Below are 24,628 nucleotides of genomic sequence, written 5' to 3'. Positions count from 1 at the left end.
AAAATAATCAATACAGATTTTTTTGATCGGAATCTTATTGCAATGAGCATATAGCGTTCGTTTACACCTATGTTCTACTCAGTTGTTGAGCTATCTCCAGCCTCATTCCTCCATTTAAATAGATCGTAGTCAAAAAGCCCTTTGATCAATTTAACATTAACACTGATATATAAAATGCTTAAAAAGTTAGCAAAATTACCGTTACCTTCGTTAATGCATATTTGCACAGTTGTAACGACGATTATATGGCTACAGAAGTAAAATGTCCTAATTGCAGTCACGGTTTTCCTATTGAGGAGGTAATGACTGAGGAGTATAAAAAGCAGCTTAGAAATAAGATGCAGCAGTATACCCAGCAAAAAGAGGACGAATTCAGGAAAAAGGAAGAGGAGTTTGCTGTAAAGCAACGTCAGCAGCAAATGCAGTTTGAGCAGCGCCTTACCGAGGAGAAGCGGGCTTTACAGCAAGATATGGAGCAGTCACTACGCAAATCAATACACGCCGATGTAGAAAATCAGATGCGCATGCTCGAAAATTCGCTTAAGGAGCAGGAAGAAAAGCTGCGTACATCGCGTCAAAAAGAGCTTGAATTTTTACAAAAAGAGCAAACGCTTAAACAACGCGAAGAAGAGCTGGAACTGATAACAGAACGCAAATTACAAGAGCAGCGCGAGGCTTTAGCCGAACAAATACGCAAACAGGAAGCCGAGAAATTTTCATTGCGCGATAATGAGTACCAGTTTAAGGTACGTGAACTTGAAAAGCAGCTCGATGATCAGAAAAAACTGGCCGACGAGATGAAGCGTAAAGCCGAGCAAGGTTCCATGCAGTTGCAGGGTGAGGTGCAGGAGCTGATGCTGGAAGAGCAGCTACGTAGCTACTTTCCGTTTGATATGGTTAACGAAGTTGGTAAGGGCATACGCGGAGCCGACTGTATACAAACTGTTCGCAACCAATTTGGGCAGGAATGTGGTAAAATCATTTACGAAAGCAAGCGCACCAAAGAATTTGGCGGCGATTGGATAGAAAAGCTGAAAAAAGATATGCGCCATATGGGTGCTGATATTGCCGTTATAGTAACCCAATGCTATCCAAAAGATATGGAGTGCTTTGGTGAAAAGGATGGCGTTTGGATATGTTCATTTAGTGAGATAAAGGCTGTTTCTTATGTGTTGAGGCAGGGTATAATGAAAACCTCAGCCATTGTGAAGGCGCAGGAGGGTAAGGGTGATAAGATGCACTTGCTTTATGATTACCTTACCAGCAGCGAGTTTAATGAGCAATGGAAGGCACTGCGTGAAGGTTTTGGCAGCATGCGTATGTCAATACAAAAAGAACGCGAGGCCATGGAAAAGTTATGGAAAGTGCGTGAAAAACAATTAGAGAAAGTACTGTTAAGCGCGGTTCAAATACAAGGCTCAATTGAAGGTATTGCCGGTAATGATAATATACAATTAAGCTTAACCGATGATGACGACTTGTTAATGCTGGGCTAGCATAGAGGCCTTTTTCAAAAACAATCGGGCGGTTGGGTTGTCGGTTAAATGATTACCAACCGCTTTTTGCATGCAAAGAAGCTTAATATTGTGCTTACTGATGTTGGTGCTTGCAACAATTACTGCCAAAGCCCAATTCAACGATACCACTAATTACCATTTAATATTCAACGGTTCAGGCACGGCCAATCGTGCTCCCGAAGGCAATACCTATTTGCTTAATAACGCCTTGCGCTTTGAAGTAAAAAAGAAAAGCGTTTCACTTAATGCAACTAACTCCTGGGTTTACGGAAAATCAAATGGATCGGTCACCAATAACGATTATTCGGCAGCCATTGACTTTAACCTGTATAAAGCAATTCCGCATGCTTACTACTGGGGGTTAGCCAACTATAACACCAGCTTTTCACTTAAAATCAATAATCAACTACTGGCAGGGGCGGGTATTGCCTACAGTATTTTAGACAGGCCCAATGCTTACCTCAACGTAAGCGATGGTATACTATATGATTTAAGTGACATAAATACCAGCGATACCACACGCGAAGTTTATAACACTTACCGAAACTCATTAAGATTACAGTTTCACTTTGTAATTAAAGATTTAATTACAATTGATAGCGGTAACTTTTGGCAGCCATCTTTACTGCGGTCAAATGATCATATCATTCGCACAACATTTGGCTTGGGTTTTAAAGTAACTAACTGGCTTGCTTTAAACAGCTCATTTGCCTACAATAAAATCACACGTACAAAGGCCGAAAATACTTTACTTACTTACGGACTTAAGCTTGAGAAATACTTTTAAAGTTATTGCAGCTCAGCCAAAAGATTATCGGTATCTAAACGCCGGGTGTACATAGTAAGGCTTCCGGTTTCATCAGTTGGCCAAAATTCACGCGGGCGATCCCAGTATAGTTCAACGCCGTTCAAATCAGGGTCGTTTAAGTAAATAGCCTCAGATACTCCATGGTCTGACGCCCCGGTTATTTGCTGATAACTGGCATCAAGCAAACGTTTCAAAATAGCTGCAAGGTCTTTACGCTGGGGGTATACAATGGCAGTGTGATATAAACCCGGGTAACGGTCAGGCGCAGGTTCTGAACCTAGGCTGTGCCAGGTATTTAAACCAATATGATGATGGTATCCACCTGCTGATATAAAAGCAGCCTGCGCTCCGTATTTCATCACCAATTCAAACCCTAACAAACCACAGTAAAAATCAAGTGAACGTTGTAAATCACTAACCTTTAAATGAACGTGACCAACGCGCGTTTGTGATGGAATAGAATAACTCATATAAATATATGTTTAAACATCAAATTTAAAATTTGTAACTGTTACCTTTGTATCATGATTGTCAAATCTGCCGAATTTATTTGTAGCAATACACAAATTTCAAAATTGCCACCTCCCGAAAAGCCGGAGTATGCTTTCATTGGCCGGTCCAATGTAGGTAAATCGTCACTTATCAATATGCTTACGGGCAAAAAGGGCTTGGCAAAAACATCGCAAACGCCAGGTAAAACCCAGCTAATAAATCATTTTTACATAAATGAGCAGTGGTACCTGGTTGATTTACCAGGCTATGGTTATGCCCGCATCTCTAAAAGTAAAAAGGAAGATTGGGATAAGTTTATACGTACCTATTTAGATAAGCGCGAGAGTTTACAATGCGTACTGGTGCTTATTGACAGCAGGCACGAACCGCAAAAAATTGATGTAGAATTTTGTAACTGGCTTGGCGAGAAAGGGCTATCATTTGTGTTGGTATTTACCAAGGCCGATAAGCAATCAAGCATTAAAACCGATCAGAATATTGCCAAGTTCCGTAAAGCCTTACTTGCGACGTTTGAGGAAGTGCCACAATTTTTTGTAACCTCATCAGAAAGTAAGTTGGGTAAAGATGAAGTGCTGGGCTTTATTGATGAAGTGAATAAGGGTTTCGAAGTAAACTGGTAACAGCGAAACTATCTAACCCTTAAAGTCTGAGCATCCTCATACTAATGAGGATAGATTGAACAAATTGAAATGAAAAAATACTTTTCTTTAGTTACCTTTTCGCATACCATATTTGCCATGCCTTTTGCCTTTATAGGCTTCTTTTTGGCGGTTACAACTACAGAACATACGTTCAACTGGGTTAAGCTATTGCTGATGCTGTTATGCATGGTATTTGCCCGCAATTCGGCCATGGCTTTCAACCGCTATTTGGATAGGGATATTGATGCGCTTAACCCTCGTACCAAAATTCGTGATATACCGGCCGGCCGCATTTCGCCCACAAATGCGCTCACTTTCACGCTTGTCAATTGTGCGCTGTTAATTATTACAACATGGTTTATAAATGAACTTTGCTTCTTTCTTTCGCCGGTTGCGCTATTAGTAGTGCTAGGTTATAGTGCCACCAAACGTTTTACGGCGTTATGCCATTTGGTATTGGGTTTAGGTTTATCGCTAGCACCTATTGGTGCATATTTGGTAGTAACTGGCGAGTTTGCCATGTTACCTGTATTTTTTTCGCTTGCCGTAATTTGTTGGGTAAGTGGTTTTGATATAATTTATGCCCTGCAAGATGAAGACTTTGATCGTAACCATCACCTGCATTCTATACCTAGCGCGTTAGGCACTGTAAGGGCATTGAATCTTTCAACCTTTTTGCATGTGCTGTCGGCCATATTTGTGATACTGCCTGCTGTGTTTTATGAGTTTGGCTTTGCTTATTATATTGGCTTGGCCGTTTACTGCAGCATGCTGGTTTACCAGCACCGCCTGGTGAAACCAAATGATTTAAGCCGGGTAAATTTCGCTTTCATGACAACCAATGGTATAGCCAGCGTGGTATTTGCTGTGTTTTTTTTAATTGACAGGTTGTGGATACACAAATAGCCAACGAAAAGTTCAGGGTTGGAATGGCCCGCTTTGTTACTTTTACCGACGATGAGTGGCAGCTGTGCTCACAATATATTGGCTACCTAACATTAAAAAAGAAAGAGAACTTTACCGTACCCGAAAAAGTTGAAGACCGCCTTGGCTTTATTGTCAATGGGTCTGTTCGCTATTTTTACATGAAGGATGGGGAAGAAGTTACCGGTTACTTTTGCTTTGAAAAGGAATTCGTTAGCTCATACAAAAGCTTTTTAAGGATTGAGCCTGGTATTAATTACATTCAGGCTTTAGAAGATACAGAGATGATTGTTGTAACCCGCCAACAGTGGGAACAATTGCTGGCGAATCCAAAACTTGCTTATAAAATGGAGCGCTTTGGCCGCTTACTGGCCGAACATTATTTGTGCTGTTATGAAGACCGTATAGCTGCCTTTGTTACCGAAAGCCCGGAAGAACGCTACTTGAAATTATTAAGCAATGGCAAAGGCGTGTTGCAACGTATACCTCAACATTATATAGCACATTATCTGGGTATTACTCATGTATCTTTATCGCGTATACGTAAACGTATATTTGCCGATAGGCCGGTAGTTTGAGCACACAAGTAAACGTTGCAAAAAACAATTCTCTTAGGAATTTCTTATTTTTAGGAAAATCTGTTTTAGCCGAAAACTTATGCACGAGAGCTTCCTGTTTTATATTTGCCTGTTGCTTATTATCATGCTGCTGGTTATGCTGGCGCAAAAAATCAAAATCTCTTACCCTATTGTATTGGTTGTAGGTGGCTTTGCTATAAGCTTTATACCATCGGTTCCATCAATACATATATCACCACAGCTAATTTTTTTAATTTTTTTGCCACCGTTACTTTACGATGCAGCATGGCAAACATCATGGAAAGATTTTTGGAAGTGGCGAAGGGTTATTGCTTCGTTCGCATTTCCCATAGTAATTATTACGTCTGCAGTAATTGCTGTAATTTCTAATCAGCTTATTCCTGGATTCACCCTGGCATTAGGTTTTTTACTCGGTGGAATTATCTCACCGCCCGATGCCGTTTCCGCAACATCCATTTTAAAAGAAGTAAAGGTGCCTAAACGCACATCGGCCATATTAGAGGGTGAAAGTTTGCTTAATGATGCATCCAGCTTAATTGTTTACCGTTTTGCGCTGGCGGCAGTTATAACGGGTAGCTTTTCAATAGGAGAGGCCTCTTATAAATTTGTTGAGGTGGTTGTAATGGGTATTGCTACCGGGTTAATTATAGGAGTGATTTTTTATGCCCTTCACCGCTGGATGCCCACTACAGCCAGTATTGATACAGTACTAACCTTTGTGGAGCCTTACATTATGTATATAGTTGCCGAGCATTTTCACTACTCAGGGGTGTTGGCTGTAGTTACCGGTGGTCTTTATTTATCCAATCGAAGTCATGTTATACTCAATCATGTAAGCCGGTTACAAACAGTAAACGTATGGCAAACTATTGGCTTTTTATTTAACGGTTTCGTTTTTTTGTTGATAGGTTTGGAGTTTACCGCTGTTATAAAAGCCACGGGTACAAACCTTAATAGTAACCTCATTTACGGCATTGTGATATCAATTGCCGTAATCATACTGCGGTTACTTAGTACCATGGGCGCATCAGTTTTTACCATGTTTGCCAGCAAATTCATTAAAACTGAAGATAGCCGACCGGGATGGCGCGGTCCCATGGTAATAGGATGGGCAGGCATGCGGGGTGTTGTTTCCCTTGCATCGGCGTTGTCAATACCACTAGTGCTTAAAAGCGGGCAGCCATTTCCGCATCGCGAAACAATTGTTTTTATAACCTTTATTGTAATCATGTTTACGCTGGTGTTTCAAGGGCTTACATTACCGTGGATCATTAAAAAATTTGGTGAGCCTGAGCGCGACTACCTTATTCCTGAGCAAGAGCAGGAGGCAATGGTCAAATCTGAAATGAAGAATGTTGCCTTGGCATTGCTAGATAAGGAATATAAAGAAGATGCAATTAGCAATATTCTTTTAAAGGAACTCAAGACTCGTCTTTCAAATGAGTTGGCTTATGTTGATGGCAGGCACAGCAGAGATGAGCATGAAGCTGTGCAAAACAAACTGCGTTTTCAGGCCGCTTACAAACATGTAATTGAAGTACAGCGTCAAAAGCTGCAGGAGCTTAATCAAAAGCCCGAGTTTGAAGAAGATGTAATTGATAAATATGTCTCTCAGCTTGATTTGGAAGAAGAAAAGTTAAGGCAGCAATTTGAGTTGTAAACGAAAATGACAATTGATAAATAATCGTACAAATGCAACTTAGTTGCTTTTGTATAGCTTTGCTGATATGAATTCAGCACAATATGATGTTATTATAGTTGGGGGCAGTTATGCGGGTTTGCAAGCCGCGCTAACTCTAGGGCGTTCGCAGCGCCAAGTATTAGTTATTGAAAGCGGAATGCCTTGCAACAGGTTTACGCCACATTCTCACAATTTTTTAACCCATGATGGCAAAGAGCCGCATATCATTGCTGCCGAGGGCAGGGAGCAACTCAAAAATTATTCAAACGTAAAATTTTTGAAAGACACGGTGTTGCAGGCGCTTCAATTCGATGAAAATTTTGAGATTACCACTATCTTTGAAAATAGAATCACCGCGCGAAAGTTGCTTTTTGCAACCGGAATCAGCGACATAATGCCCGATATAAAAGGTTTTGAAGAGTGTTGGGGAAAATCGGTTATACATTGTCCGTATTGCCATGGTTATGAAGTAAAAGGCCAGATTACAGGAGTGTTTGGTAATGCCGAAAACGGATTTGAATACGTTAAAACCGTAAGCCATTGGGCAGGAAAAGTGACGTTATTTACTAACGGGCCTTCATTGTTGAATACCGAACAAGCTCAAAAGCTTGCGGCTAACAACATTGCAGTAATTGAAACTCCTGTTACAGAAGTAACTCATGCTCAAGGACAGATATCAGGCGTTGTTTTAAGTGATGGGATCACCGCTGATTTAAGCGTTTTGTATGCACATACTGCATTTAAGCAGCATTGTGATATACCCCAGACTTTAGGTTGTGAAATGGCTGATACGGGTCATATTAAAACAAATGGCTATGGCAAAACCAACGTCAACGGCCTTTATGTTGCAGGTGATTGCTGTGATCCGTTGCGTTCGGTGTCAAGTGCTGTACGCGGTGGTATGGCCGCAGCGGCTTTTTTAAATAAAGAACTTATTAATGAAGATTTTTAAACCGTTATTATATTTAGCCATCCTAGCCACTTTTTTTGGCTGCGGTAAAAGGTATTCAATAGTCCGATCGGCAAGAGGAGAGTATCATATTGATAGTACGCTTACCCTTGACTCGGGCATAGTGAAAACTTATTTGCCTTACAAAAGGAAGATGGAGGCGCAAATGAACGCAGTTTTAGGAGAAAGTGCTGTAGCTTTAGAAAAGGAGCGTGGAACAGAAAGTCTGCTTGGAAATTTCTACGCTGACGCGGTAGCTTCCGAAGCCCGTAAACTGTTTAGCTTTGACTTTACCATACCCACTACCAAAGGTGGTTTACGTAACGAGATTCCAAAAGGCAAAATAACTTTAAGTACCATATTTGAACTTATGCCATTTGAAAATGAGCTGGTGCTGCTTAAGCTTAAAGGAACTGATGTACAGCAATTGCTCAATTTTATAGCAGCAAGCAACGGTCAGCCGGTTAGCGGCCTGCAAATGACCATAAGTGATAAAAAGCCTGTTAACTTACTAATTAATGGAAAGCCGTTTAATGTTGCCGACACCTATACCGTGTTAACGTCAGATTACCTGGCAAACGGTGGAGATAACACTAAAGGATTGGCAACACCGCTTGAACGTAAAACAATTGGATTGCGCGTGCGCGATGCACTTGTAAACTATGTAAAAAATCAAACCGCATCAGGTAAAGTAATTAATGCTCAGTTAGATGGACGAATTAAAGAAAATTAACCGCAGGCAATTTGTTAAGGTTGGAGGTGTACTTGCAGCTTCGGCGGCGATGAGTGCTTACGCTGTTGATGCGTTAGCTGCAGGCGATTTGCAGCGGTTAACCATTTTGCATACCAATGATGTGCATAGCCGTATAGAGCCATTTCCGATGGATGGTTCGAGGAATCAAGGCTTAGGTGGAGCAGCAAGGCGGGCGGCTTTAATTAATAAAATTAGGCAAGAGCAAAGTAACGTGCTATTGCTCGATGCTGGTGATATATTTCAGGGTACACCGTACTTTAACATGTTTGGCGGCGAACTTGAACTAAAACTCATGAGCGATATGGGTTACGATGCTGCAACCATGGGCAATCATGACTTTGACAACGGCATTGAAGGGTTTTATAAGCAACTACCAAATGCTAATTTCCCTATACTAATGAGTAATTACGATTTTAGTAATACCGTAATGCATGCATCTACCAAGCCGTATAAAATTTTTAACAAGCAGGGCTTAAAAATTGGTGTATTTGGATTGGGCATCGAACTAGCCGGATTGGTTGATCCGCGGAATTACAAGGAGACGCAATACCTCGACCCTGTAAAAAAAGGGAATGAAATAGCAGCCCTGCTTAAAAATGAATTAAAATGCGATTTGGTGATATGCCTCTCGCATCTTGGCTATAGTTACCGTGAAAATAAAGTATCTGATAAGGTGCTTGCTGCACAAACCCGTAATATTGATTTGATAATAGGCGGCCACACTCACACATTTTTAGATGAGCCTGAAGATGTGAAAAACCTTGACGGAGAAGTTACTACCATAAACCAGGTTGGCTGGGCTGGTATAAATCTTGGGCGTATTGACTACTATTTTGAGAAACGCAACGGTAAGAAAAGCAAACAGGCCTCGCAATATCAAATAACCAACGGCCTTTAATTACTTAACCTTTACCACGGCCGATTGGCAAACGTGAGTTGGTACTATTCCGGTGGCATTTATTACTGTTTGTGCATCCTCTGGTAGTGTGTTGCCCGAAAATACCAGCACGGTATCCAGGCCAAACTTATTGCCACCTAGTATGTCGGTATGCAGTGTGTCTCCAACCATTAAAATATCTTTTTTGCTGATGTTTTCGTTCTTAGCTCTGACAAGGTCATAGGCAAACATAAACATCTGCGAATCGGGCTTGCCAAAGTGCAGGAACTTTTTGCCTACAATATGCTCAATCATATTAGCGAGTGCACCAACGGCAATAGCAACATTATGCATGGTTACCGGGTAAGCAAAGTCGGTATTGGCAACTATGGCGGGTATATTGCGTTTACGCAACAGGTTAACAGCTTTGTTTAAATCTGCAAACCAGTCAAATCCTTCATCGTCCATAAAAACAAGGCCGTTTACATGATTGATGTTTTCCTCCGTAATATCACGCACAGGAATGGTATGTAGTCCGGCACTTTCAATATAATGTGCCGAATCATCTGTACCCAGATAAGCAACAATGCCGCCATCCACTTTTAAATCGAGATAGTCTTTAGCCAGCATTCCTGATGATATGATTTTGTCGGGCGTTATCATATCCAGCCCAAGCTTCACAAATGATTGGGCTAATTGCTGGGGGCTGCGTGATGCATCGTTGGTTACAATGTAATACTCTTTGTCGTTAGCTTCCAGGTAGTCAAAAGTATCTTTCATACCCGGAACCAATCCGCCGTAATTTTTAATAACGCCAAACGAGTCGAAAAAAATTACTTTATAACGGTCGGCAAGAATTTTAAAGTCAACAGTTTTCATCATGGTTTCCGTAAGAGTTCACCGCAACTTTATAAAAGCGATGGTTATAAAATTCAGAGCATAAAAGGTAATTAGCCTTTCATTAGTTTTAAAAGCTGAGTTATTTAAGCTTTAGTGCCTTTAATATTACCTCTGCATCAAAATCGCGCTCAACTGAGGGCAGGTAAATATCATAGGCTTCCTGCTGTAATTTATTGGCATACTGCTCATGGAAAAAGTGTTTACCATCTTTAATTACATAATTAAGTATAAAAAAGCGATAAGCCTCTTTCATAAAATATACCTCATTAACAGTAAGCGGATTATGCTTGTGATATTCTTCTAAAAATTGAATAAAGCGTTTCTCTGTAAGCGTTGTTATGTAGTAGCTAAACACCGTGCGGTCGCCTACATCAGAAACCACCCTGCTAAAGAAGTAAAAGTCCATTACACGGTTAGTCATCCTAAACCAATCATAGTCCCAACGTGAATATAACTCCTGCTTATGCGTTACCGAAAAGTTGCCAATGTTCCAATCAATAAACACCGGGATAGTTTGAAAAGTATTTGCCGCGTACTTGGCCCGTCCTTTTAAATACTTATCACAATGATAACGCAACTGATCTACTTGGCTGCGCGTGCCAAATATGCTTTCGTTTTCAGCAATCTGATCTAATAAACTATTGATATCAGTACGCATAGTCTTTGAAGACTTTGGCAACACCTTGCTTACACGTGCACAAGCCTTATGAAACTTAGCTGTTTGCTGGGCAAACTTGCGTATGTTATTGTCCTCTAACCGACGGGGCAAGCGTTCCATTATACGCGTTGGATTGTAAAATACCACCCAGGCTTCCTCACCGCTGCCGCGATGCCTGTAAATGTAAACCCGGTTATTTTTGAGTAATGACTTTGCAAGGAAGTTTTCATAAGGGTACAGCAGGTTATTGCTTAAGCTGTGTATTATACGATGATCTTCTTTAAAGTAGTCATATTTTCCAAAGCTTGATAGCTTTGCAATTACAATATCATCGTCTTCAAACCTTATTCTGAAAACTAAATTGGTTGATACATTGGCGCTTATATCGTCAATGCTTTTAATAATTTTTGAGGCATCATATCCTTCCCAGGCTTTACGTACAATTTGCCTGCTTAATTCGTGGTCCATAATTGGTTTTAAACGGTTGCCGTGGTTAGCAGCAAACCATTATATAATTTCAAAATAACGTTTAAGTTCCCAGTCGGTAACGTGCCGGTTAAACTGCCGCCATTCCCAAACGCGTGTGTTGGTAAAGTGCTCAGTAAACACATCGCCAAAAAGCTCGCGGGCAACTGCCGAGCTTTTCATGGTGGTAGCTGCATCAAACAAATTGGTAGCAATGCTGCCATTGCTTTTATAATTGTAGCCGTTACCGCTAACGGGAGGCAAATTTAATGGTAATTTATGTTTTATACCATATAAACCAGAAGCTAATGCCGCGGAAAGGGCCAAATAAGGATTGGAGTCTGCCCCGGGAATACGGGTTTCCAGGCGGGTATAATCGTGTGCATGGTTCAGTACCCGCAAAGCAGCTGTTCTGTTATCAATTCCCCAGGTAACGGTAGTTGGTGCCCATGCACCCTCCACCAAGCGTTTGTAGCTATTAACGGTAGGTGCGTACATAGGAACTATATGAGGTAAACAATACAACTGCCCTGCAAGATAATGCTTCATAACTTCGCTCATTTTATTTTCATCCGCATCGTCATAAAACAAGTTTTTGCTTTTATCCATGCTCCACAGGCTTTGGTGTACATGGCCGCTGCAACCCGGCAAATCATGGCTCCACTTTGCCATAAAAGACGCCATAATGCCATGTTTTGAAGCAATTTCCTTAACGGCATTTTTTAATAATGCGGCTTTGTCTGCAGCGGTCAAAACCTCGTCATGCATTATCGCTATCTCGTACACCCCGGGTCCGGTTTCGGTATGTAATCCTTCTACAGGTATACCAAACTGGGTGAGCAGATTGAGCAGATCAAAGTAAAAATCGCTTTGCTGCGAAGGACGTAATATGGAGTAACCGAACATTCCCGGCGTAAGCGGATTGATGTTGGTAAAGTTTTTCTGCTCGAGTGATTGTGCTGTTTCAGAAAAATTAAACCACTCAAATTCCTGTGCAAACTCAGGGTGGAAGCCTAAGACGTGGCATTCTTTAGCAATTTTTTTAAGCAAAGTACGGGGGCAGGGTACCTGCTCATTGCCCTTCACATCAAAGTCGGCCAAAAAAAACGGCATGTCATTTTGCCACGGTATAGTGCGAAAGGTTGATAAATCAATTTTGCATTGCTTATCAGGGTAACCCGTATGCCATCCGGTAACATTTACATTATCATAGCCTTGATCATTGCTATCCCAACCAAAAACAACATCGCAAAAGCCATAGCCATCATTAAGTCCGGCTTCAAACTTTCTTCGATGAATTACTTTTCCCCTTAAAACACCGTCTATATCTGCAAAGGCAAACTTAATGTGCTGTATATTATGGTTGTCTAAGTAGTCTGTTATTTGTTTTTTATCCATAAGGCGTAAGGTTATGTGATAGTTGAGCAAGTTAAATAAATATGCAGTAATAAAGCTACACTTACATGGTTAAGCTAGTTTTCAGCAGGTAATTCTTACGCTATTTTCTTTAAAATTAACATCGGTACGGTTATTGTTTTATACGTAAAGTAAGACAATGAGTTTGTCTACTTAAAATGATTGTTGAACTTAAGGATTGTGAATCATGAAAAATCAGGAAAATTTAACAAATAATGGTCAGGGCTCAACCACAGCCGATCGTAAATTTGCCAACCAGCGCGAAGTACAAAAATCAAAAGGTGTAAGTAACAGTGGTGGTCAGCCTTCGTTTGTAACGTCAAATAAAGATAGCGACCGCGGTCAGAAAAACAAAAAGTAAAGAACTAACCACATTTTATAATTTGGGCCCTTTGTAAACTACAAGGGGCTTTTTTGTTGTTTATTAATTTTTAATTAAATTTGTATCGGCAATTTATAGTCTGCCTAACGGTTATTTATAAACACAACAATTTTAGTTTGTACCCGTAAAAAGCATAAGATATTGCCTTATATTTACGGTACTACTTTAATGCCCCTGTTGAAATTTGTGCTATTGATTTTGATGTTTTGCCTGCCTTTAGGTTGGGTTAAAGCGCAATCTGCCGCTTCATTGCCGGTAGCAAAGCACAATAACGCACTTACCATTTCTGATTTGGATAAATTGGTTAAACGCTACCGTTATTCAAAACCTGATTCAGCTGTTTACTACGCAAATCAAGCTATTTTACTGGCCCAAAAAACTAATGATCTAAATGGCAAGGCTATGATGCTTAATCATTTAGGTATGATTGATGATAACTTAGGCGAGTTTGAATCATCAAGAGCAAAATATTCTGAGGCACTGCAGCTGTATCGCAAAAAAGGTAACGCTGTTGGTGAAGCTGCTGTTATAATACGCCTTGGTGTGGTTGAGCTGCGGAAGGGTAATTATGATAAAGCAATAGGATATTTCTTACAATCCCTTAAGGTTGCTGATCGTAGTAATAACGAGGCTGGTAAAATGGAAGCTTATTTAACCGTATCAGAAGGTTACGTAGGCCAGCGCAAATTTAAAATGGCCCTTACTTACCTTAACATAGCCGAAGGGATTAACAAAACGCTTCCGTTTTCAAATTTATCATTAAACATTTATAATAATTACGGTATTATTTACCGTGAATTAGGCCTTACCGAAAAGGCTAAAACTTACCTTGAAAAAGGAATTCTTTTAAGTGATGAGCCGCAGTACCAGGGGCTAAACATTTCGCTTACAAATAACCTGGCCAAAGTATATAACAAAGAAGGTAACAAGCGAAAGTCAATTCAGCTGCAAAAATCGGCATTGGAGAAGGCGCGTAAAATTCAAAACTATTTGCGCGAGTATCAAACCCTTACCGGCCTGGCTGATACCTATGGCGCTTTAAATGGTAAAGAAGCAATACATTATTACAATTTGGCTTTAAACCTGGTGCGCGAAAAGGGTGCACGTAAGCAGGAAATTGAGGTTTTGGGTAGGCTAGCTGACCTATATAAATCGCAAAAAAACTTTGAAACTGCATTGCTGATGAAGGAAAAGCAGAATGCTTTGGCCGATAGTTTTTTTTATAAAAAGATGGCCAGGCAGGTTGTTAGCCTACAGTCGGGCTATGAGTTATACAAATCGAAGGCGCGTGTTAACCAGTTGAAGCAGCAAAATAGCCGTCAACGGCTTGAAAGCAACGTATTTATAGGTTTATGCATCGCATCATTGTTTGTGGTTGCTATTGTAAGCTACTATTTTTATAAAACGCGTAAACTTAATAAGCTTCTTAATACGGCAAATACCAGTCTGGAAGAATCTAACCGGGTAAAAGATAAACTGTTCTCAGTATTAGCACATGATTTACGATCGCCGTTTGCGTCGGTTTTGGATTTAATGCATTTACTTGAGGATGATGATATTGGTGCCGAAGAGCGCGTAATGCTGGTGAAAAAGCTTACTACTGCTGCAAACATATCATTAGAAACGCTTAACATGCTCCTTAAGTGGGGCGAAATGCAAATAAAGGGCGTAAGGTTAAACAGTATGATTGTTGAACCTAAACAAGCTATTACACGGGTAATGGGATTGGTAAGCTCAAGTGCTGAGAAAAAGAAGATCAGGATAATTGATAGGGTGGACGAGCATATGGCTATTACTGTTGACCCTAATCATTTTGAATTCATTGTGCGTAACCTGTTATCAAACGCAGTTAAGTTTACGGCGTCGGGCGGTAACGTTATTATTGCGGCCGAAATAGATACAGAGTTATCTGAAGTTGTTTTTTCTGTAACAGATAGTGGCGTAGGTATAAAGGCCGAACGTATTGATCGTATCTTCAACATCAGCAACACCAGTACCAAAGGTACCAACAATGAAACAGGTACCAGCCTGGGACTTTTGATTTGCAAAGAATTTATTGACCTTAACAAGGGCCGTATTTGGGTAAACAGCGTTGTGAATCAGGGTTCAACGTTTTATTTTGCCTTGCCTTTATTTAAGGTTACTGTGCCCGGTGTACAGATTGACACGTTGTCGATAAAAGCTAGCAAGGCCGATATTTAGTGTTATATTAATTGCTGGCAAACACAATTTGTGCGGTGTTGCGGCTGGTTTGTTCCAACAATACTTTTTTTCCTTCGGTTAGTTGTTTAATTAAACCCTGTTCAAAGTGGCGTAAGGTTATCAGCTTTAGGTTGCTGTTATATTTAACATTAAAGTTTTCCTGCAGCTGACCCATCAGCTTTTCAAATCGCTCGTCAATGAAGTCAAAACATGCAGACAGGCTTAATGCCGAGGTTTGCAAAACGTTGACTTTTAATAGGTTTTGAGCAAATATGTTATAGACATTGCTCAAATGCTTTTCGGTAATGAATGAATAATCTTTGGCTGATACTGATAGCAGCACCTGATTGTCTTTTACAATTATTACAGCTTTTTCAAAGCTTTGATTACTTGTGTTTCCAATTTTAGTACCAGGTGCTTCAGGATCACCAAAGGGCTTTACCAATAACGGGATACCTGCGTTTTGTAAAGGCTTAATAGTTTTTGGGTGAATTACCGTAGCGCCGTAATAAGTCATTTCCATAGCTTCTGCGTATGATAATTCATCAAACTTTACGGTATCAGTAAATAATTTCGGATCGGCGTTAAGTACACCCGGTACATCTTTCCAGGTGGTAACAGACTTTGCATTGAGGCAGGCCGCAAATATAGAGGCTGTATAGTCAGACCCCTCACGGCCAAGCGTTGTGGTGAAGTTTTCTGATGTACCTCCTAAAAAGCCCTGCGTTACAATAATGTTTTGACTTAGCATTGCAGGAATATCCTGCTGTATGCTTTCGCAGGTTTTAGTCCAGTCAACTACGCCTTCCCTATAAGTATTATCGGTATGAATGTATCCTCTTACATCAAGCCATTTGCTATTTAAACCGCTTTGGCTTAGGTAAGCATCAACTATACGTGTTGACAGTAATTCGCCAACCGATACCAGCTGATCGTAAATGAAGTCAAATGTGTCTACCGGCTCATCTTCCAGCATCCAGTCAATCTCAACAAACGTGTTATTTATCTCGTCAAATACCGGATGCTCGGAGCCAAACAACTCATGCATAATGCCGTAGTGGTATTGCTTAATCTCATCGTAAAGAATGTGCATGCTATCATGCTGCTCGAAGTAAGCTTTGGTAAGTTTTTCAAGCGCATTCGTTGTTTTTCCCATTGCCGATACCACAATCAACAGTGGTCCACCAGCATACTTTTTTACAACATTTGCCAGGTTTGCTACTCCTGCAGCATCTTTTACCGATGCTCCTCCAAATTTAAATACAAGCATTATTAATTATATCGGGCTGTAACGGTGCCTTGCTTAAGCAGCGTTTTAATTTTTTCGTAAGGGATTTCTAACGTAGTACGGCCGGCTGCATAAGGCTTAATTTCATACTGGTTGTATAAAAACGTAATGCCTACCGGTGTAATTAAAAAGTTTTGGTTCAGGCTGAATTTGGCGTCCTTAAAAAAATAATTGTTAGCCAGTGAAGCCGTTTCAGAAAGGTTTTCTTGTTTACGGAAAATTTGCTCTGCAATTTTGTTCAATTCGTCTTCATAACCTGGCCTGAAAATGTCGCTCAGTAATATTTTCTTTTTACCGGCCACATCCCAGTTAAGGTATCTAACAATGGTCATTCCGTGCGCACCACCGGTAAACTGGTATCCGTTGTATTCCAAATTAAGTAAGCTGCTGTCTTGACGTATTACATCAACTTTACTATTTAACTCAAAAAATGCCGGTGATTTAGGATTTTGTTTTTTGAAATCTTTGTAGTCTTGCAAAAATTGCCAGCTCAGGCGTTGTAGTCCGGCTATTCCTTTTTGACGGTCTAACAGTGTTGACAGACCGGTTACTACAGTATCATTAAGTAAAGGCTGATTATCAAAAGCAGGATAGCGAAATTTTATAGTAGTACAAGCACTATCAGGTTTGCCGGCGCAATCATCAGCTTTGGCGTTTATGGTTTTAAACTGATAAGTAAGCGTGTCCTGCCATACATCAGGAATATCGTTTTTTGGCTTTCTTTCTACGCAGGCGGTTAAACTCAGGCCAGCTATGCTTATCAGTGTTAAAAATTTAGTTCTCATAACGGATAGTTTAGTATCTGCTCGGTTGATAATGATGCATTAAGCCAACCTGCCTCCAGGCCGGCTTCATATTTTTTATAAAATTTTATTGCCGGTTCATTCCAGTCAAGCACCTGCCAGGTCATTCCTCTAAAGCCAAGCTCCCTAGCCTCTTGTATCATGCGGTTAAACAGCATTTTGCCGATGCCTTTTCCGCGCATAATTTCAGTTACTATTAAATCTTCAAGGTAAAGGCGGCTGCCTTTCCAGGTTGAATAGCGCACGTAATAAAGGGCAAAACCTACAATAAATTCATTCACCTCTACAACAAAGGCTTTCCAAACTGGTTTTACGCCAAAGCCGGCTTCTTCAAATTGTTGCAAGGTAACCGTCACTTCCTGAGGGGCACGTTCGTATACTGCCAGCTCCCTTATCAATTCCAATAACCGCGGACAATCTTGCTTTTGCGCCACTCTTAAATGTGCCTTCATATGTACAATTAATTGTTTTTGTAATGCTTAATAACGCGGTCGCCAAAAATGGTGCTTCCTAAACGTACCATGGTGCTGCCTTGCTCTATGGCAATCTTATAATCTCCAGACATGCCCATTGATAGGGTGTCAAAACTGTCTTCATGCCTGAAAAAGCTTTGGGTTATGCCATCAAAAAAGGTATCTAGCTCGTAAAACTCTTCTTTAATCTGCTTTTCGCTATCGGTATTGGTAGCAATGCCCATAAGCCCACGTATGCGAATGTTTTTCAATTGAGCAAACTCTTCAGATCGCAGCAATTCAATCACTTCATCAAAACCAAGGCCGTATTTGGTTTCCTCGTCGGCAATGTAAACCTGTAGCAGGCAATCAATAACACGTTTGTTTTTTTCGGCCTGCTTATTAATTTCCTGCAGCAATTTAAGACTGTCAACCGATTGTATAAGGCTAATAAAGGGCGCAATGTATTTAACCTTATTAGTTTGCAAATGGCCAACCAAATGCCATTCAATATCTTTTGGTAGTGCTTCATACTTTTCAACCAGCTCCTGCACTTGGTTTTCGCCAAAAATGCGCTGACCGGCGTCGTATGCCTCTTGTAAATCGCTCACAGGCTTGGTTTTGGAAACCGCAACAAGGGTTACACTAACGGTATCGAGTTCGCGTTTAACACTATTAATATTATCAGTAATGCTCATTTATTATGTAAATTTGCTCTTTAAAATTAAGCTACATAAGCTGCTGCTAAAACTGCCTTTTATTGGGCAGAAATGTGAGGGCTACTTATGAGCCCGCTAAATTACGGAATGCGTATATATAAAATCTTGTTTTTTTTTGCAGCGGTTGTTATGCTTGCCTCGTGCAAGCAAGGCAGGCCCAACGGTATTCTGAGCCCCAAGCAAATGGTGCCTTTGTTGGTAGATGTTCACATAGTTGACGGAAGTTTATCAAATGTGCCTGCAATGCCCGATAGCTTGTTTAAGCATGGCGTAAGCCGGTATGATAAAGTTTTTAAAGCACACGGGGCAGACAGCGTTCAATTTAGAAAAAGCTTTGCCTGGTATGCTAACGAACCCGACCAGCTTTATGATATTTACGTTAAGGTAAGCGATATCATCAAGGCAAAGGTTGATTCATCATTAAAAGCTCGCGCCAAAGCCGATTCATTACTACAAGTTAAACAAAATAAATTATTAGCCGAAAGGGCAAAACGTGTTGCCGATTCGGTAAAAAAAGCAGAGAAGCTTAAGGCTGACTCCATACGTAAGAAGGCAAAAACAGATTCTGCTGTTAAAAAGCCTGTTAAACCGAAACTACTATAATGTTATATCCAGATAATAGTGCTGATAAATTAGGCTTTACCGAAGTAAAGGAGTTAATAAAAGCACACTGCCTGAGTACTATGGGCCAGCAAATGGTTGATAAAATTCAGGTGATGAATAATTTTGATCTGATTCGTAAATTTTTGAGTCAGGCCAATGAATTTAAAAACATACTGCAAAATGATGTGGCATTGCCCATCAATCATTTTTTTGATATAAAATCATTGGCCAACAAGGTCAGAATTGAAGGCACTTTTCTTAGCGAGGAAGAGTTTTTTCAAATACAAACTTCGTTAACAACTGTGTTTGCAGTTATAGCTTATTTTAATGAGCGCGAAGGGCAATATCCAAACCTGGAGGCCTTATTTGAGCACCTGCCCATTGAAAAATCTATACTCAAAAAAATAGATATGGTGCTTGATGCTAAAGGTAAGATACGTCCCAATGCCTCAAGAGAATTACAGGATATTACCTCGGGCATAAGCAAAGCCGAACAGGAAGCGCGCCGTAAAATTGACCATATTTTTAAAAGTGCAAGCTCAAGCGGCTGGACGGCAGATGGCTCGCTTACCATACGCGATGGCCGCTTGTGTATACCGTTATTGGCCGAAAACAAGCGAAAGCTTAAAGGTTTTATACACGACGAATCGGCCACAGGGCAAACAGTTTACATTGAGCCCGAAGAAGTTTTTTCACTCAATAATCGCATTCGCGATTTTGAGTTTGAACGCCGCCGCGAAATTGTAAGAATTCTTACCCAGTTAACTGATGAGCTCAGGCCATACGTTCCGTTACTGCTGTCATATCATGGTTTACTTACCAAGCTTGACTTTGTTAGGGCAAAGGCACTGTTTGCCATTGATGTTGAGGGTGTAATGCCTGTGGTTGTTAACGAAGCCAGATTACGGTTTATCAATGCCCGCCATCCATTACTGTTTTTAAGTTTTAAAAAAGAACAAAAAACAGTAGCGCCGCTTAACGTGCAAATTGATGAAGGTACGCGTATCATCACCGTATCAGGCCCTAACGCGGGAGGTAAATCAGTTTGTATGAAAACGGTTGGTTTACTACAAATGATGATACAGGCCGGCTTGCTTATACCGGCTGATGAGAGCAGTACAGCCGGTGTGTTCAAACAATTGTTTGTTGATATTGGCGACGACCAGTCTATTGAAAGCGACCTGAGTACATATAGTGCCCATTTAAGTAAAATGAAGCACTTTGTTGAAATGGCTAACGGCAAAACCATGATCCTCATTGATGAGTTTGGTACAGGCACCGATCCGCAGTTTGGTGGCCCAATTGCCGAAGCTGTACTTGAATCGCTTAACCATAAGAAGGTGCGCGGCATGGTAACCACGCACTACTCTAACCTTAAAATATTTTCGAGTAATACTGAAGGCATTGAGAACGCCTCCATGCTGTTTGATAATGTGCAAATGAAGCCATTATACCAGCTAGAGGTAGGTAAACCCGGCAGCTCTTATGCATTTGAAATTGCCCAAAAAATTGGATTACCTCCGCAGGTGCTTAATCTGGCAAAAAATAAGATAGGTTTTACGCAAAAGAAGGTTGATACATTATTGGTTGACCTGGAGCGGGAGAAAAAGGAGATTTACGATACCAAAGTACAGCTTAACCGCCAGCAAAAGCGTGTGGATGATTTGCTTACAGAGAATGAAAAGCTGAAAAGCTACCTGGAGGAAAATCAGCGTGCGCTTATTCGTGATGCCAAGCAGCAGGCTAAGGATATTATTACTAACGCAAATAAGCTGGTTGAAAATACCATTGCCGAAATCAAAAATAACCAGGCTGATAAGGAGAAAACACGGGCCCTACGTGAGAACTTAAACCGCGAAGCGCAAAAGAATACGGTTAAAACGGAAGCATCTGCTGCCAAGCAAATTGCCGATGAGGAAATTAGGGTTGGTGATTGGGTAAAGCTTACGGACTCGAACACTACAGGCCAGGTAATGGAAATAGCCAAAGACAACATTATTATTGCCATAGGTGATTTGCGTACTGTAGCCAAGCGCAAGCGCGTCCAAAAGGCATCTCGTAAGGAAGTTCCTAAAGAAATACGTCGGGCAGGCACCAGTGCTTCCTCTACCAGTGATGTAGCCGGTTTTAGTCCGGAGATTGATGTGCGGGGAATGCGTGGTGAGGATGCGTTACATGCTATTGAAAAGCTGTTAGACCGCGCCATTATGATGAGCTTTGGTAACCTCAAAGTTATTCATGGCAAGGGCGATGGTATTTTACGGAAACTAATACGTGGCTACCTTAAGAAGTATAACGAAGTAAGCCACATGGAAGATGAACACCCGGATAGGGGCGGTGATGGAATAACCTACGTGCATCTCAAATAACGAAGAGTAAGAACATTAAGAAAGATACTTAAAGGGTATCAGAGCTGGAACATATTGCCGGCTTTGATACCCTTTGTTATTAAACAACCGCAGGGGCGTGGCGTTATAGAGTAATGTATGATGTAAAAGATTTTGTGCTGGAGGTGCATAACCGTTTATATGCCGTTTACGGCAGCCAAATAAGGTACTTTCATGACTATGATCCACTGAGTGAATTGGTGTCAACCTTGCTTTCTCACCGTACAAAAAACAGCCACTCGGCAGAGGCATTTACTAATTTGCAAAACGCCTTTGGCTCGTGGGAAAGTGTACGTGATGCGGATGTAGCTGAGGTGCAGGTAGCACTTAAACCTTGTACATGGCCCGAGCAAAAAGCACCAAGATTACAGCAGGTTTTACGGCTTATTACAGAACAGCGTGGCGAACTTAATTTAGACTTTTTAGCTGGTATGAATGTGGACGATGCTCGTACGTGGCTGGAATCTTTTCCGGGAGTAGGGCCAAAGAGCAGCGCTGCAGTAATATCTTTCAGCAATTTGCGCGGCAGAGCATTACCTGTTGATTCGCATCACTATAGGGTAGCTGTAAGATTAGGATTGATTGATGTAAAGATAGGTGAGGGTAAAGCCAACCGGATTTTAGAGAATCAACTACCGGCTGAGTTTACTGCTAAAGAAATGTTTGATCACCATCAGGTGATGATGAGGCACGGCCAAAAGGTGTGTTTTTATTTGAAGCCCGCTTGTGGTAATTGCGTATTACTGGATAGTTGTGAGACAGGTAGAAAGATAGCAAGCGCTGGTGGCGAGTACATTTCAGGCCAACCGCCAATCAACAATTAAGAGCCTACTTTTTTGGGCAACTGCCGCAGCGTTTACCTTTCTTGTACTTTTTACAGCACTTTTTGTAAACGCAATCAAGTTGAAAAGTAAAATCTTTCAATATAAACTGATTAGCAGTATATTGGGATGTGTTATTTATTTGCTCTTGTTCCATGGCACTTGTCGGGTACAAAAGTAGTTTATATTTATTCTAAATAAAAATACTGTTTAAAAGTTATTAAAACTATCATGAATAAACTATTCCCAATTTTGTTGCTCACTTTAAGCAGTGCGGTATCCTGCTTTGCACAAAATATTGATATAAAAAGTTCTGATAAGCACATACACTACATGGGGCGCGTTGATAGCAAGCCCGATAGTACCATGTTGTCATGGTCGGGCAACAGCGTTAAGATTAATTTTAGCGGCAGTGAGGTTAAGGCATTGCTTAAAGATGAGGGTGGACAAAACTTTTATAATATAATTGTTGACGGGCAGGTGGTACAAAAAATAAACCCATCAAACCAAAAGCAATGGTATACACTGGCCAAAGGCTTGAAACCTGGAAGGCATTCATTAGAGTTATTTAAACTATCAGAATGGGCTTTTGGCAAAACATGGTTTTATGGGTTTAACCTGGAAAAAGGTGCACAAATTTTGCCCGCCTCTCCTGGGAAAGCTCGCAAAATTGAGTTTTATGGAAACTCTATAACCTGCGGCTTCGGCAACCTTGATACAACCAAACTTGACAGAGGTACACCGCCGTTTGAAGACAATTACCAGAGCTATGCCGCTATTACCGCCAGGCATTTCAATGCCGAATACAGTTGCATTGCGCGAAGTGGTATAGGAATTATGGTAAGCTGGTTCCCATTAATCATGCCCGAAATGTACAACCGTTTAGATGCCAATGATTCAACAAGCCGCTGGGACTTTAGCAAATACACGCCTGACGTAGTAGTGGTGAACCTTTTCCAGAACGACTCATGGATTGTTTTAAAACCCGAAAATGAACAATTTAAAGCCCGCTTTGGTACGCAGGCACCCACACCCGAATTTATAATTAAAAGTTACCAAAACTTCATTTCAACCATACGCTCAAAATATCCCAATGCGCAAATTATATGTGCACTTGGTAGTATGGATGCTACTCGCGCAGGTTCGGCGTGGCCGGGTTATGTTCAGCAAGCTGTAAAAAACTTACAGGATAAAAATATTCACTCGCTGATGTTTCCGTTCAAAAATACCGGCGGGCACCCAAGTTTAAAAGAGCATAAAGCAATGTCTGAGCAATTAATAAGCTTTATCAGTAAGAATATAAAGTGGTGATAGCTTAACAAGTGTATTTGTTAGCAAAGATTTAACTCACTTCAGGACGCTGAAACTGATGCATATACAAAAGCGGCAAAGGCTCAACAATCAGGAATTGTTGAGCCTTTGCAATTTTATGATGTGTAACTTTAAGGAAACATAATGTTACCCGTTTACATGTATGAAAGCTTATCAAGTATACTGCTTAATAGCTTTACAGCATACAAATGCACTTAACCTATTTCTTTTGATAGATCAAGAAATGCTGCATAGGTAGTCCATTTTTGTCCTCGACAAAGGTAAACCCATTAGCGGCCAGTTCTTTGGTAATTTGTTTTTCGGTTGTTTTGTGAAGCTCTTTAATAGGCACTTCGGGGTCTTCACCCCGATATTCAAGCATCACAATTTTACCTCCCGGCTTTAAAGACCTATATAAAGCCTGCAAGTATTCCTGCGGAAACTCCAGCTCGTGGTAAACATCAACCAACAAAGCTAAGTCAACGCTATTATCAGGCAGGTTAGGTGATTTTTCCATCCCTTTCACCACCTCTACGTTGTTTTGTTTAAGCTCTTTACTACGCAGTTTTAAATAGTCAAGCGCTTCGTCTTGCAATTCAATAGCCAAAACTTTACTCACTTTAGGTGCTATGCGAAAGGTGTAAAAACCTGTGCCGGCACCAATGTCAGCCACCACGCTCTTTTTATCTACCGGAAGGTTTTTAACAGCAAGTTGTACATTTTCCTCCTGATTGCGTGTGTCGCGTTCAAGCCATCCGGCACCGCTAAAGCCCATAACCTGGGCAATTTCACGGCCCTTGTACACTTTGCCTATGCCATTTTTAGCCGGCTTTTTGTAGGTGTAAACGGTGTCTTTTTGTTGGGTTGCCTTTTGTTCGTCAGTACGGGTAGTTGCATGCTGGTTACAGCAGCAAAAAAACAACACGGCGGGTAAAAGGCAAGTCCTTAAAATTAACAT

At 40.8% G+C, this 24,628-nt stretch carries 24 protein-coding genes; 15 read left to right on the top strand and 9 right to left on the bottom strand.

Annotation, left to right across the window (positions count from 1 at the left end):
- The first annotated feature begins 245 nt into the window (after nt 1-245).
- Nucleotides 246-1,496 (top strand): DUF2130 domain-containing protein, encoded by a 1,251-nt coding sequence (locus GO816_RS18515; protein ID WP_157543444.1) that lies wholly within the window; start codon nt 246-248, stop codon nt 1,494-1,496.
- Nucleotides 1,497-1,566: 70 nt separating this feature from the next.
- Complete coding sequence (locus tag GO816_RS18510) at nt 1,567-2,304, top strand: DUF481 domain-containing protein (protein WP_157543443.1); 738 nt, start codon at nt 1,567-1,569, stop codon at nt 2,302-2,304.
- A 2-nt stretch (nt 2,305-2,306) separates the two neighbouring features.
- On the opposite strand, the gene GO816_RS18505 is transcribed toward GO816_RS18510, so the two are convergent.
- Nucleotides 2,307-2,795 (bottom strand): VOC family protein, encoded by a 489-nt coding sequence (locus tag GO816_RS18505; protein ID WP_157543442.1) that lies wholly within the window; start codon nt 2,793-2,795, stop codon nt 2,307-2,309.
- Between the two features lie 54 nt (nt 2,796-2,849).
- Here GO816_RS18505 and yihA point away from each other — a divergent pair, with 54 nt between their 5' ends.
- The 7 genes from yihA to GO816_RS18470 all read left to right on the top strand — a co-directional run bounded on the left by yihA (nt 2,850) and on the right by GO816_RS18470 (nt 9,284).
- Complete coding sequence (gene yihA / locus GO816_RS18500; protein WP_157543441.1) at nt 2,850-3,458, top strand: ribosome biogenesis GTP-binding protein YihA/YsxC; 609 nt, start codon at nt 2,850-2,852, stop codon at nt 3,456-3,458.
- Nucleotides 3,459-3,527: 69 nt separating this feature from the next.
- Nucleotides 3,528-4,385, top strand: a complete 858-nt coding sequence (locus GO816_RS18495; protein ID WP_157543440.1) for a UbiA-like polyprenyltransferase — start codon at nt 3,528-3,530, stop codon at nt 4,383-4,385.
- A complete protein-coding gene (locus GO816_RS18490; protein WP_157543439.1) occupies nt 4,370-4,981 on the top strand; it encodes a Crp/Fnr family transcriptional regulator in 612 nt (203 codons plus the stop codon). The genes GO816_RS18495 and GO816_RS18490 overlap by 16 nt, the downstream gene beginning before the upstream one ends.
- 79 nt (nt 4,982-5,060) lie before the next feature.
- Nucleotides 5,061-6,662 carry a Na+/H+ antiporter gene (locus GO816_RS18485; protein WP_157543438.1) on the top strand — a complete coding sequence of 534 codons (1,602 nt, stop codon included), beginning with the start codon at nt 5,061-5,063 and terminating at the stop codon, nt 6,660-6,662.
- Nucleotides 6,663-6,729: 67 nt separating this feature from the next.
- Entirely contained in the window at nt 6,730-7,635 is a 906-nt protein-coding gene (locus GO816_RS18480; RefSeq protein WP_157543437.1) for an NAD(P)/FAD-dependent oxidoreductase, read from the top strand.
- Nucleotides 7,622-8,365: a 5'-nucleotidase C-terminal domain-containing protein gene (locus GO816_RS18475; RefSeq protein ID WP_157543436.1), complete on the top strand. Its 744-nt coding sequence runs from the start codon at nt 7,622-7,624 to the stop codon at nt 8,363-8,365. The genes GO816_RS18480 and GO816_RS18475 overlap by 14 nt, the downstream gene beginning before the upstream one ends.
- Entirely contained in the window at nt 8,343-9,284 is a 942-nt protein-coding gene (locus tag GO816_RS18470) for a bifunctional metallophosphatase/5'-nucleotidase (RefSeq protein WP_157543435.1), read from the top strand. Before GO816_RS18475 ends, GO816_RS18470 begins: the two co-directional genes overlap by 23 nt.
- Here GO816_RS18470 and GO816_RS18465 read toward each other — a convergent pair whose 3' ends face one another.
- From GO816_RS18465 to GO816_RS18455, 3 genes are all read right to left on the bottom strand, one after another.
- Complete coding sequence (locus GO816_RS18465; RefSeq protein WP_157543434.1) at nt 9,285-10,145, bottom strand: HAD-IIA family hydrolase; 861 nt, start codon at nt 10,143-10,145, stop codon at nt 9,285-9,287.
- A 97-nt stretch (nt 10,146-10,242) separates the two neighbouring features.
- On the bottom strand, nt 10,243-11,289 hold the full coding sequence (locus GO816_RS18460; protein WP_157543433.1) for a hypothetical protein: 1,047 nt from the start codon (nt 11,287-11,289) through the stop codon (nt 10,243-10,245).
- A gap of 39 nt (nt 11,290-11,328) precedes the next feature.
- A complete protein-coding gene (locus GO816_RS18455; RefSeq protein WP_157543432.1) occupies nt 11,329-12,684 on the bottom strand; it encodes a glutamine synthetase family protein in 1,356 nt (451 codons plus the stop codon).
- Between the two features lie 205 nt (nt 12,685-12,889).
- On the opposite strand from GO816_RS18455, the gene GO816_RS18740 reads away from it, so the two are divergent.
- Both GO816_RS18740 and GO816_RS18450 read left to right on the top strand, forming a co-directional pair.
- The gene (locus GO816_RS18740) at nt 12,890-13,063 is read left to right on the top strand and encodes a hypothetical protein (RefSeq protein WP_198171578.1); all 174 of its coding nucleotides are present in this window, start codon (nt 12,890-12,892) and stop codon (nt 13,061-13,063) included.
- Nucleotides 13,064-13,225: 162 nt separating this feature from the next.
- Complete coding sequence (locus tag GO816_RS18450) at nt 13,226-15,286, top strand: tetratricopeptide repeat-containing sensor histidine kinase (RefSeq protein ID WP_198171577.1); 2,061 nt, start codon at nt 13,226-13,228, stop codon at nt 15,284-15,286.
- Between the two features lie 7 nt (nt 15,287-15,293).
- Here GO816_RS18450 and GO816_RS18445 read toward each other — a convergent pair whose 3' ends face one another.
- Genes GO816_RS18445 through GO816_RS18430 form a run of 4 tightly spaced genes read right to left on the bottom strand, consistent with a single transcriptional unit; the run spans nt 15,294 to nt 18,527 of the window.
- Nucleotides 15,294-16,556, bottom strand: a complete 1,263-nt coding sequence (locus GO816_RS18445; RefSeq protein ID WP_157543430.1) for an aspartate kinase — start codon at nt 16,554-16,556, stop codon at nt 15,294-15,296.
- A 2-nt stretch (nt 16,557-16,558) separates the two neighbouring features.
- Entirely contained in the window at nt 16,559-17,359 is an 801-nt protein-coding gene (locus GO816_RS18440; protein ID WP_157543429.1) for a DUF3298 and DUF4163 domain-containing protein, read from the bottom strand.
- Nucleotides 17,356-17,829, bottom strand: coding sequence for a GNAT family N-acetyltransferase (locus GO816_RS18435; protein WP_157543428.1), 474 nt, complete (start codon nt 17,827-17,829; stop codon nt 17,356-17,358). Before GO816_RS18435 ends, GO816_RS18440 begins: the two co-directional genes overlap by 4 nt.
- An 8-nt stretch (nt 17,830-17,837) precedes the next feature.
- Complete coding sequence (locus GO816_RS18430) at nt 17,838-18,527, bottom strand: YggS family pyridoxal phosphate-dependent enzyme (RefSeq protein ID WP_157543427.1); 690 nt, start codon at nt 18,525-18,527, stop codon at nt 17,838-17,840.
- 150 nt (nt 18,528-18,677) lie between these two features.
- Between GO816_RS18430 and GO816_RS18425 the strand changes: the two genes are divergently transcribed.
- The 4 genes from GO816_RS18425 (at nt 18,678) to GO816_RS18410 (ending at nt 23,670) form a co-directional block, all read left to right on the top strand.
- Entirely contained in the window at nt 18,678-19,151 is a 474-nt protein-coding gene (locus GO816_RS18425; protein WP_198171576.1) for a DUF4296 domain-containing protein, read from the top strand.
- Nucleotides 19,151-21,520, top strand: coding sequence for an endonuclease MutS2 (locus GO816_RS18420; RefSeq protein WP_157543425.1), 2,370 nt, complete (start codon nt 19,151-19,153; stop codon nt 21,518-21,520). Before GO816_RS18425 ends, GO816_RS18420 begins: the two co-directional genes overlap by 1 nt.
- A 113-nt stretch (nt 21,521-21,633) precedes the next feature.
- Entirely contained in the window at nt 21,634-22,362 is a 729-nt protein-coding gene (locus tag GO816_RS18415) for an endonuclease III domain-containing protein (protein ID WP_157543424.1), read from the top strand.
- Between the two features lie 228 nt (nt 22,363-22,590).
- Nucleotides 22,591-23,670, top strand: coding sequence for an SGNH/GDSL hydrolase family protein (locus tag GO816_RS18410; protein WP_157543423.1), 1,080 nt, complete (start codon nt 22,591-22,593; stop codon nt 23,668-23,670).
- Nucleotides 23,671-23,890: 220 nt separating this feature from the next.
- Here the strand turns inward: GO816_RS18410 and GO816_RS18405 are convergent, their stop codons facing one another.
- Nucleotides 23,891-24,628, bottom strand: a complete 738-nt coding sequence (locus GO816_RS18405) for a class I SAM-dependent methyltransferase (RefSeq protein ID WP_157543422.1) — start codon at nt 24,626-24,628, stop codon at nt 23,891-23,893.

This window comes from Mucilaginibacter aquatilis (assembly GCF_009755275.1).
Taxonomy (GTDB): Bacteria; Bacteroidota; Bacteroidia; order Sphingobacteriales; family Sphingobacteriaceae; genus Mucilaginibacter; species Mucilaginibacter aquatilis.
Note: the sequence above shows the minus strand (reverse complement) of the source record. Positions and strands in the feature narration are given on the sequence as shown.

Excerpts from the sequence above, each read along its gene's own strand:
- GO816_RS18515 (WP_157543444.1), top strand. The coding sequence starts at position 246 with ATGGCTACAGAAGTAAAATGTCCTAATTGCAGTCACGGTTTTCCTATT.
- GO816_RS18510 (WP_157543443.1), top strand. The coding sequence starts at position 1,567 with ATGCAAAGAAGCTTAATATTGTGCTTACTGATGTTGGTGCTTGCAACA.
- GO816_RS18505 (WP_157543442.1), bottom strand. The coding sequence starts at position 2,795 with ATGAGTTATTCTATTCCATCACAAACGCGCGTTGGTCACGTTCATTTA.
- yihA (WP_157543441.1), top strand. The coding sequence starts at position 2,850 with ATGATTGTCAAATCTGCCGAATTTATTTGTAGCAATACACAAATTTCA.
- GO816_RS18495 (WP_157543440.1), top strand. The coding sequence starts at position 3,528 with ATGAAAAAATACTTTTCTTTAGTTACCTTTTCGCATACCATATTTGCC.
- GO816_RS18485 (WP_157543438.1), top strand. The coding sequence starts at position 5,061 with ATGCACGAGAGCTTCCTGTTTTATATTTGCCTGTTGCTTATTATCATG.
- GO816_RS18480 (WP_157543437.1), top strand. The coding sequence starts at position 6,730 with ATGAATTCAGCACAATATGATGTTATTATAGTTGGGGGCAGTTATGCG.
- GO816_RS18475 (WP_157543436.1), top strand. The coding sequence starts at position 7,622 with ATGAAGATTTTTAAACCGTTATTATATTTAGCCATCCTAGCCACTTTT.
- GO816_RS18470 (WP_157543435.1), top strand. The coding sequence starts at position 8,343 with ATGGACGAATTAAAGAAAATTAACCGCAGGCAATTTGTTAAGGTTGGA.
- GO816_RS18465 (WP_157543434.1), bottom strand. The coding sequence starts at position 10,145 with ATGATGAAAACTGTTGACTTTAAAATTCTTGCCGACCGTTATAAAGTA.
- GO816_RS18460 (WP_157543433.1), bottom strand. The coding sequence starts at position 11,289 with ATGGACCACGAATTAAGCAGGCAAATTGTACGTAAAGCCTGGGAAGGA.
- GO816_RS18455 (WP_157543432.1), bottom strand. The coding sequence starts at position 12,684 with ATGGATAAAAAACAAATAACAGACTACTTAGACAACCATAATATACAG.
- GO816_RS18740 (WP_198171578.1), top strand. The coding sequence starts at position 12,890 with ATGAAAAATCAGGAAAATTTAACAAATAATGGTCAGGGCTCAACCACA.
- GO816_RS18445 (WP_157543430.1), bottom strand. The coding sequence starts at position 16,556 with ATGCTTGTATTTAAATTTGGAGGAGCATCGGTAAAAGATGCTGCAGGA.
- GO816_RS18440 (WP_157543429.1), bottom strand. The coding sequence starts at position 17,359 with ATGAGAACTAAATTTTTAACACTGATAAGCATAGCTGGCCTGAGTTTA.
- GO816_RS18435 (WP_157543428.1), bottom strand. The coding sequence starts at position 17,829 with ATGAAGGCACATTTAAGAGTGGCGCAAAAGCAAGATTGTCCGCGGTTA.
- GO816_RS18430 (WP_157543427.1), bottom strand. The coding sequence starts at position 18,527 with ATGAGCATTACTGATAATATTAATAGTGTTAAACGCGAACTCGATACC.
- GO816_RS18425 (WP_198171576.1), top strand. The coding sequence starts at position 18,678 with ATGCTTGCCTCGTGCAAGCAAGGCAGGCCCAACGGTATTCTGAGCCCC.
- GO816_RS18420 (WP_157543425.1), top strand. The coding sequence starts at position 19,151 with ATGTTATATCCAGATAATAGTGCTGATAAATTAGGCTTTACCGAAGTA.
- GO816_RS18415 (WP_157543424.1), top strand. The coding sequence starts at position 21,634 with ATGTATGATGTAAAAGATTTTGTGCTGGAGGTGCATAACCGTTTATAT.
- GO816_RS18410 (WP_157543423.1), top strand. The coding sequence starts at position 22,591 with ATGAATAAACTATTCCCAATTTTGTTGCTCACTTTAAGCAGTGCGGTA.
- GO816_RS18405 (WP_157543422.1), bottom strand. The coding sequence starts at position 24,628 with ATGTTAATTTTAAGGACTTGCCTTTTACCCGCCGTGTTGTTTTTTTGC.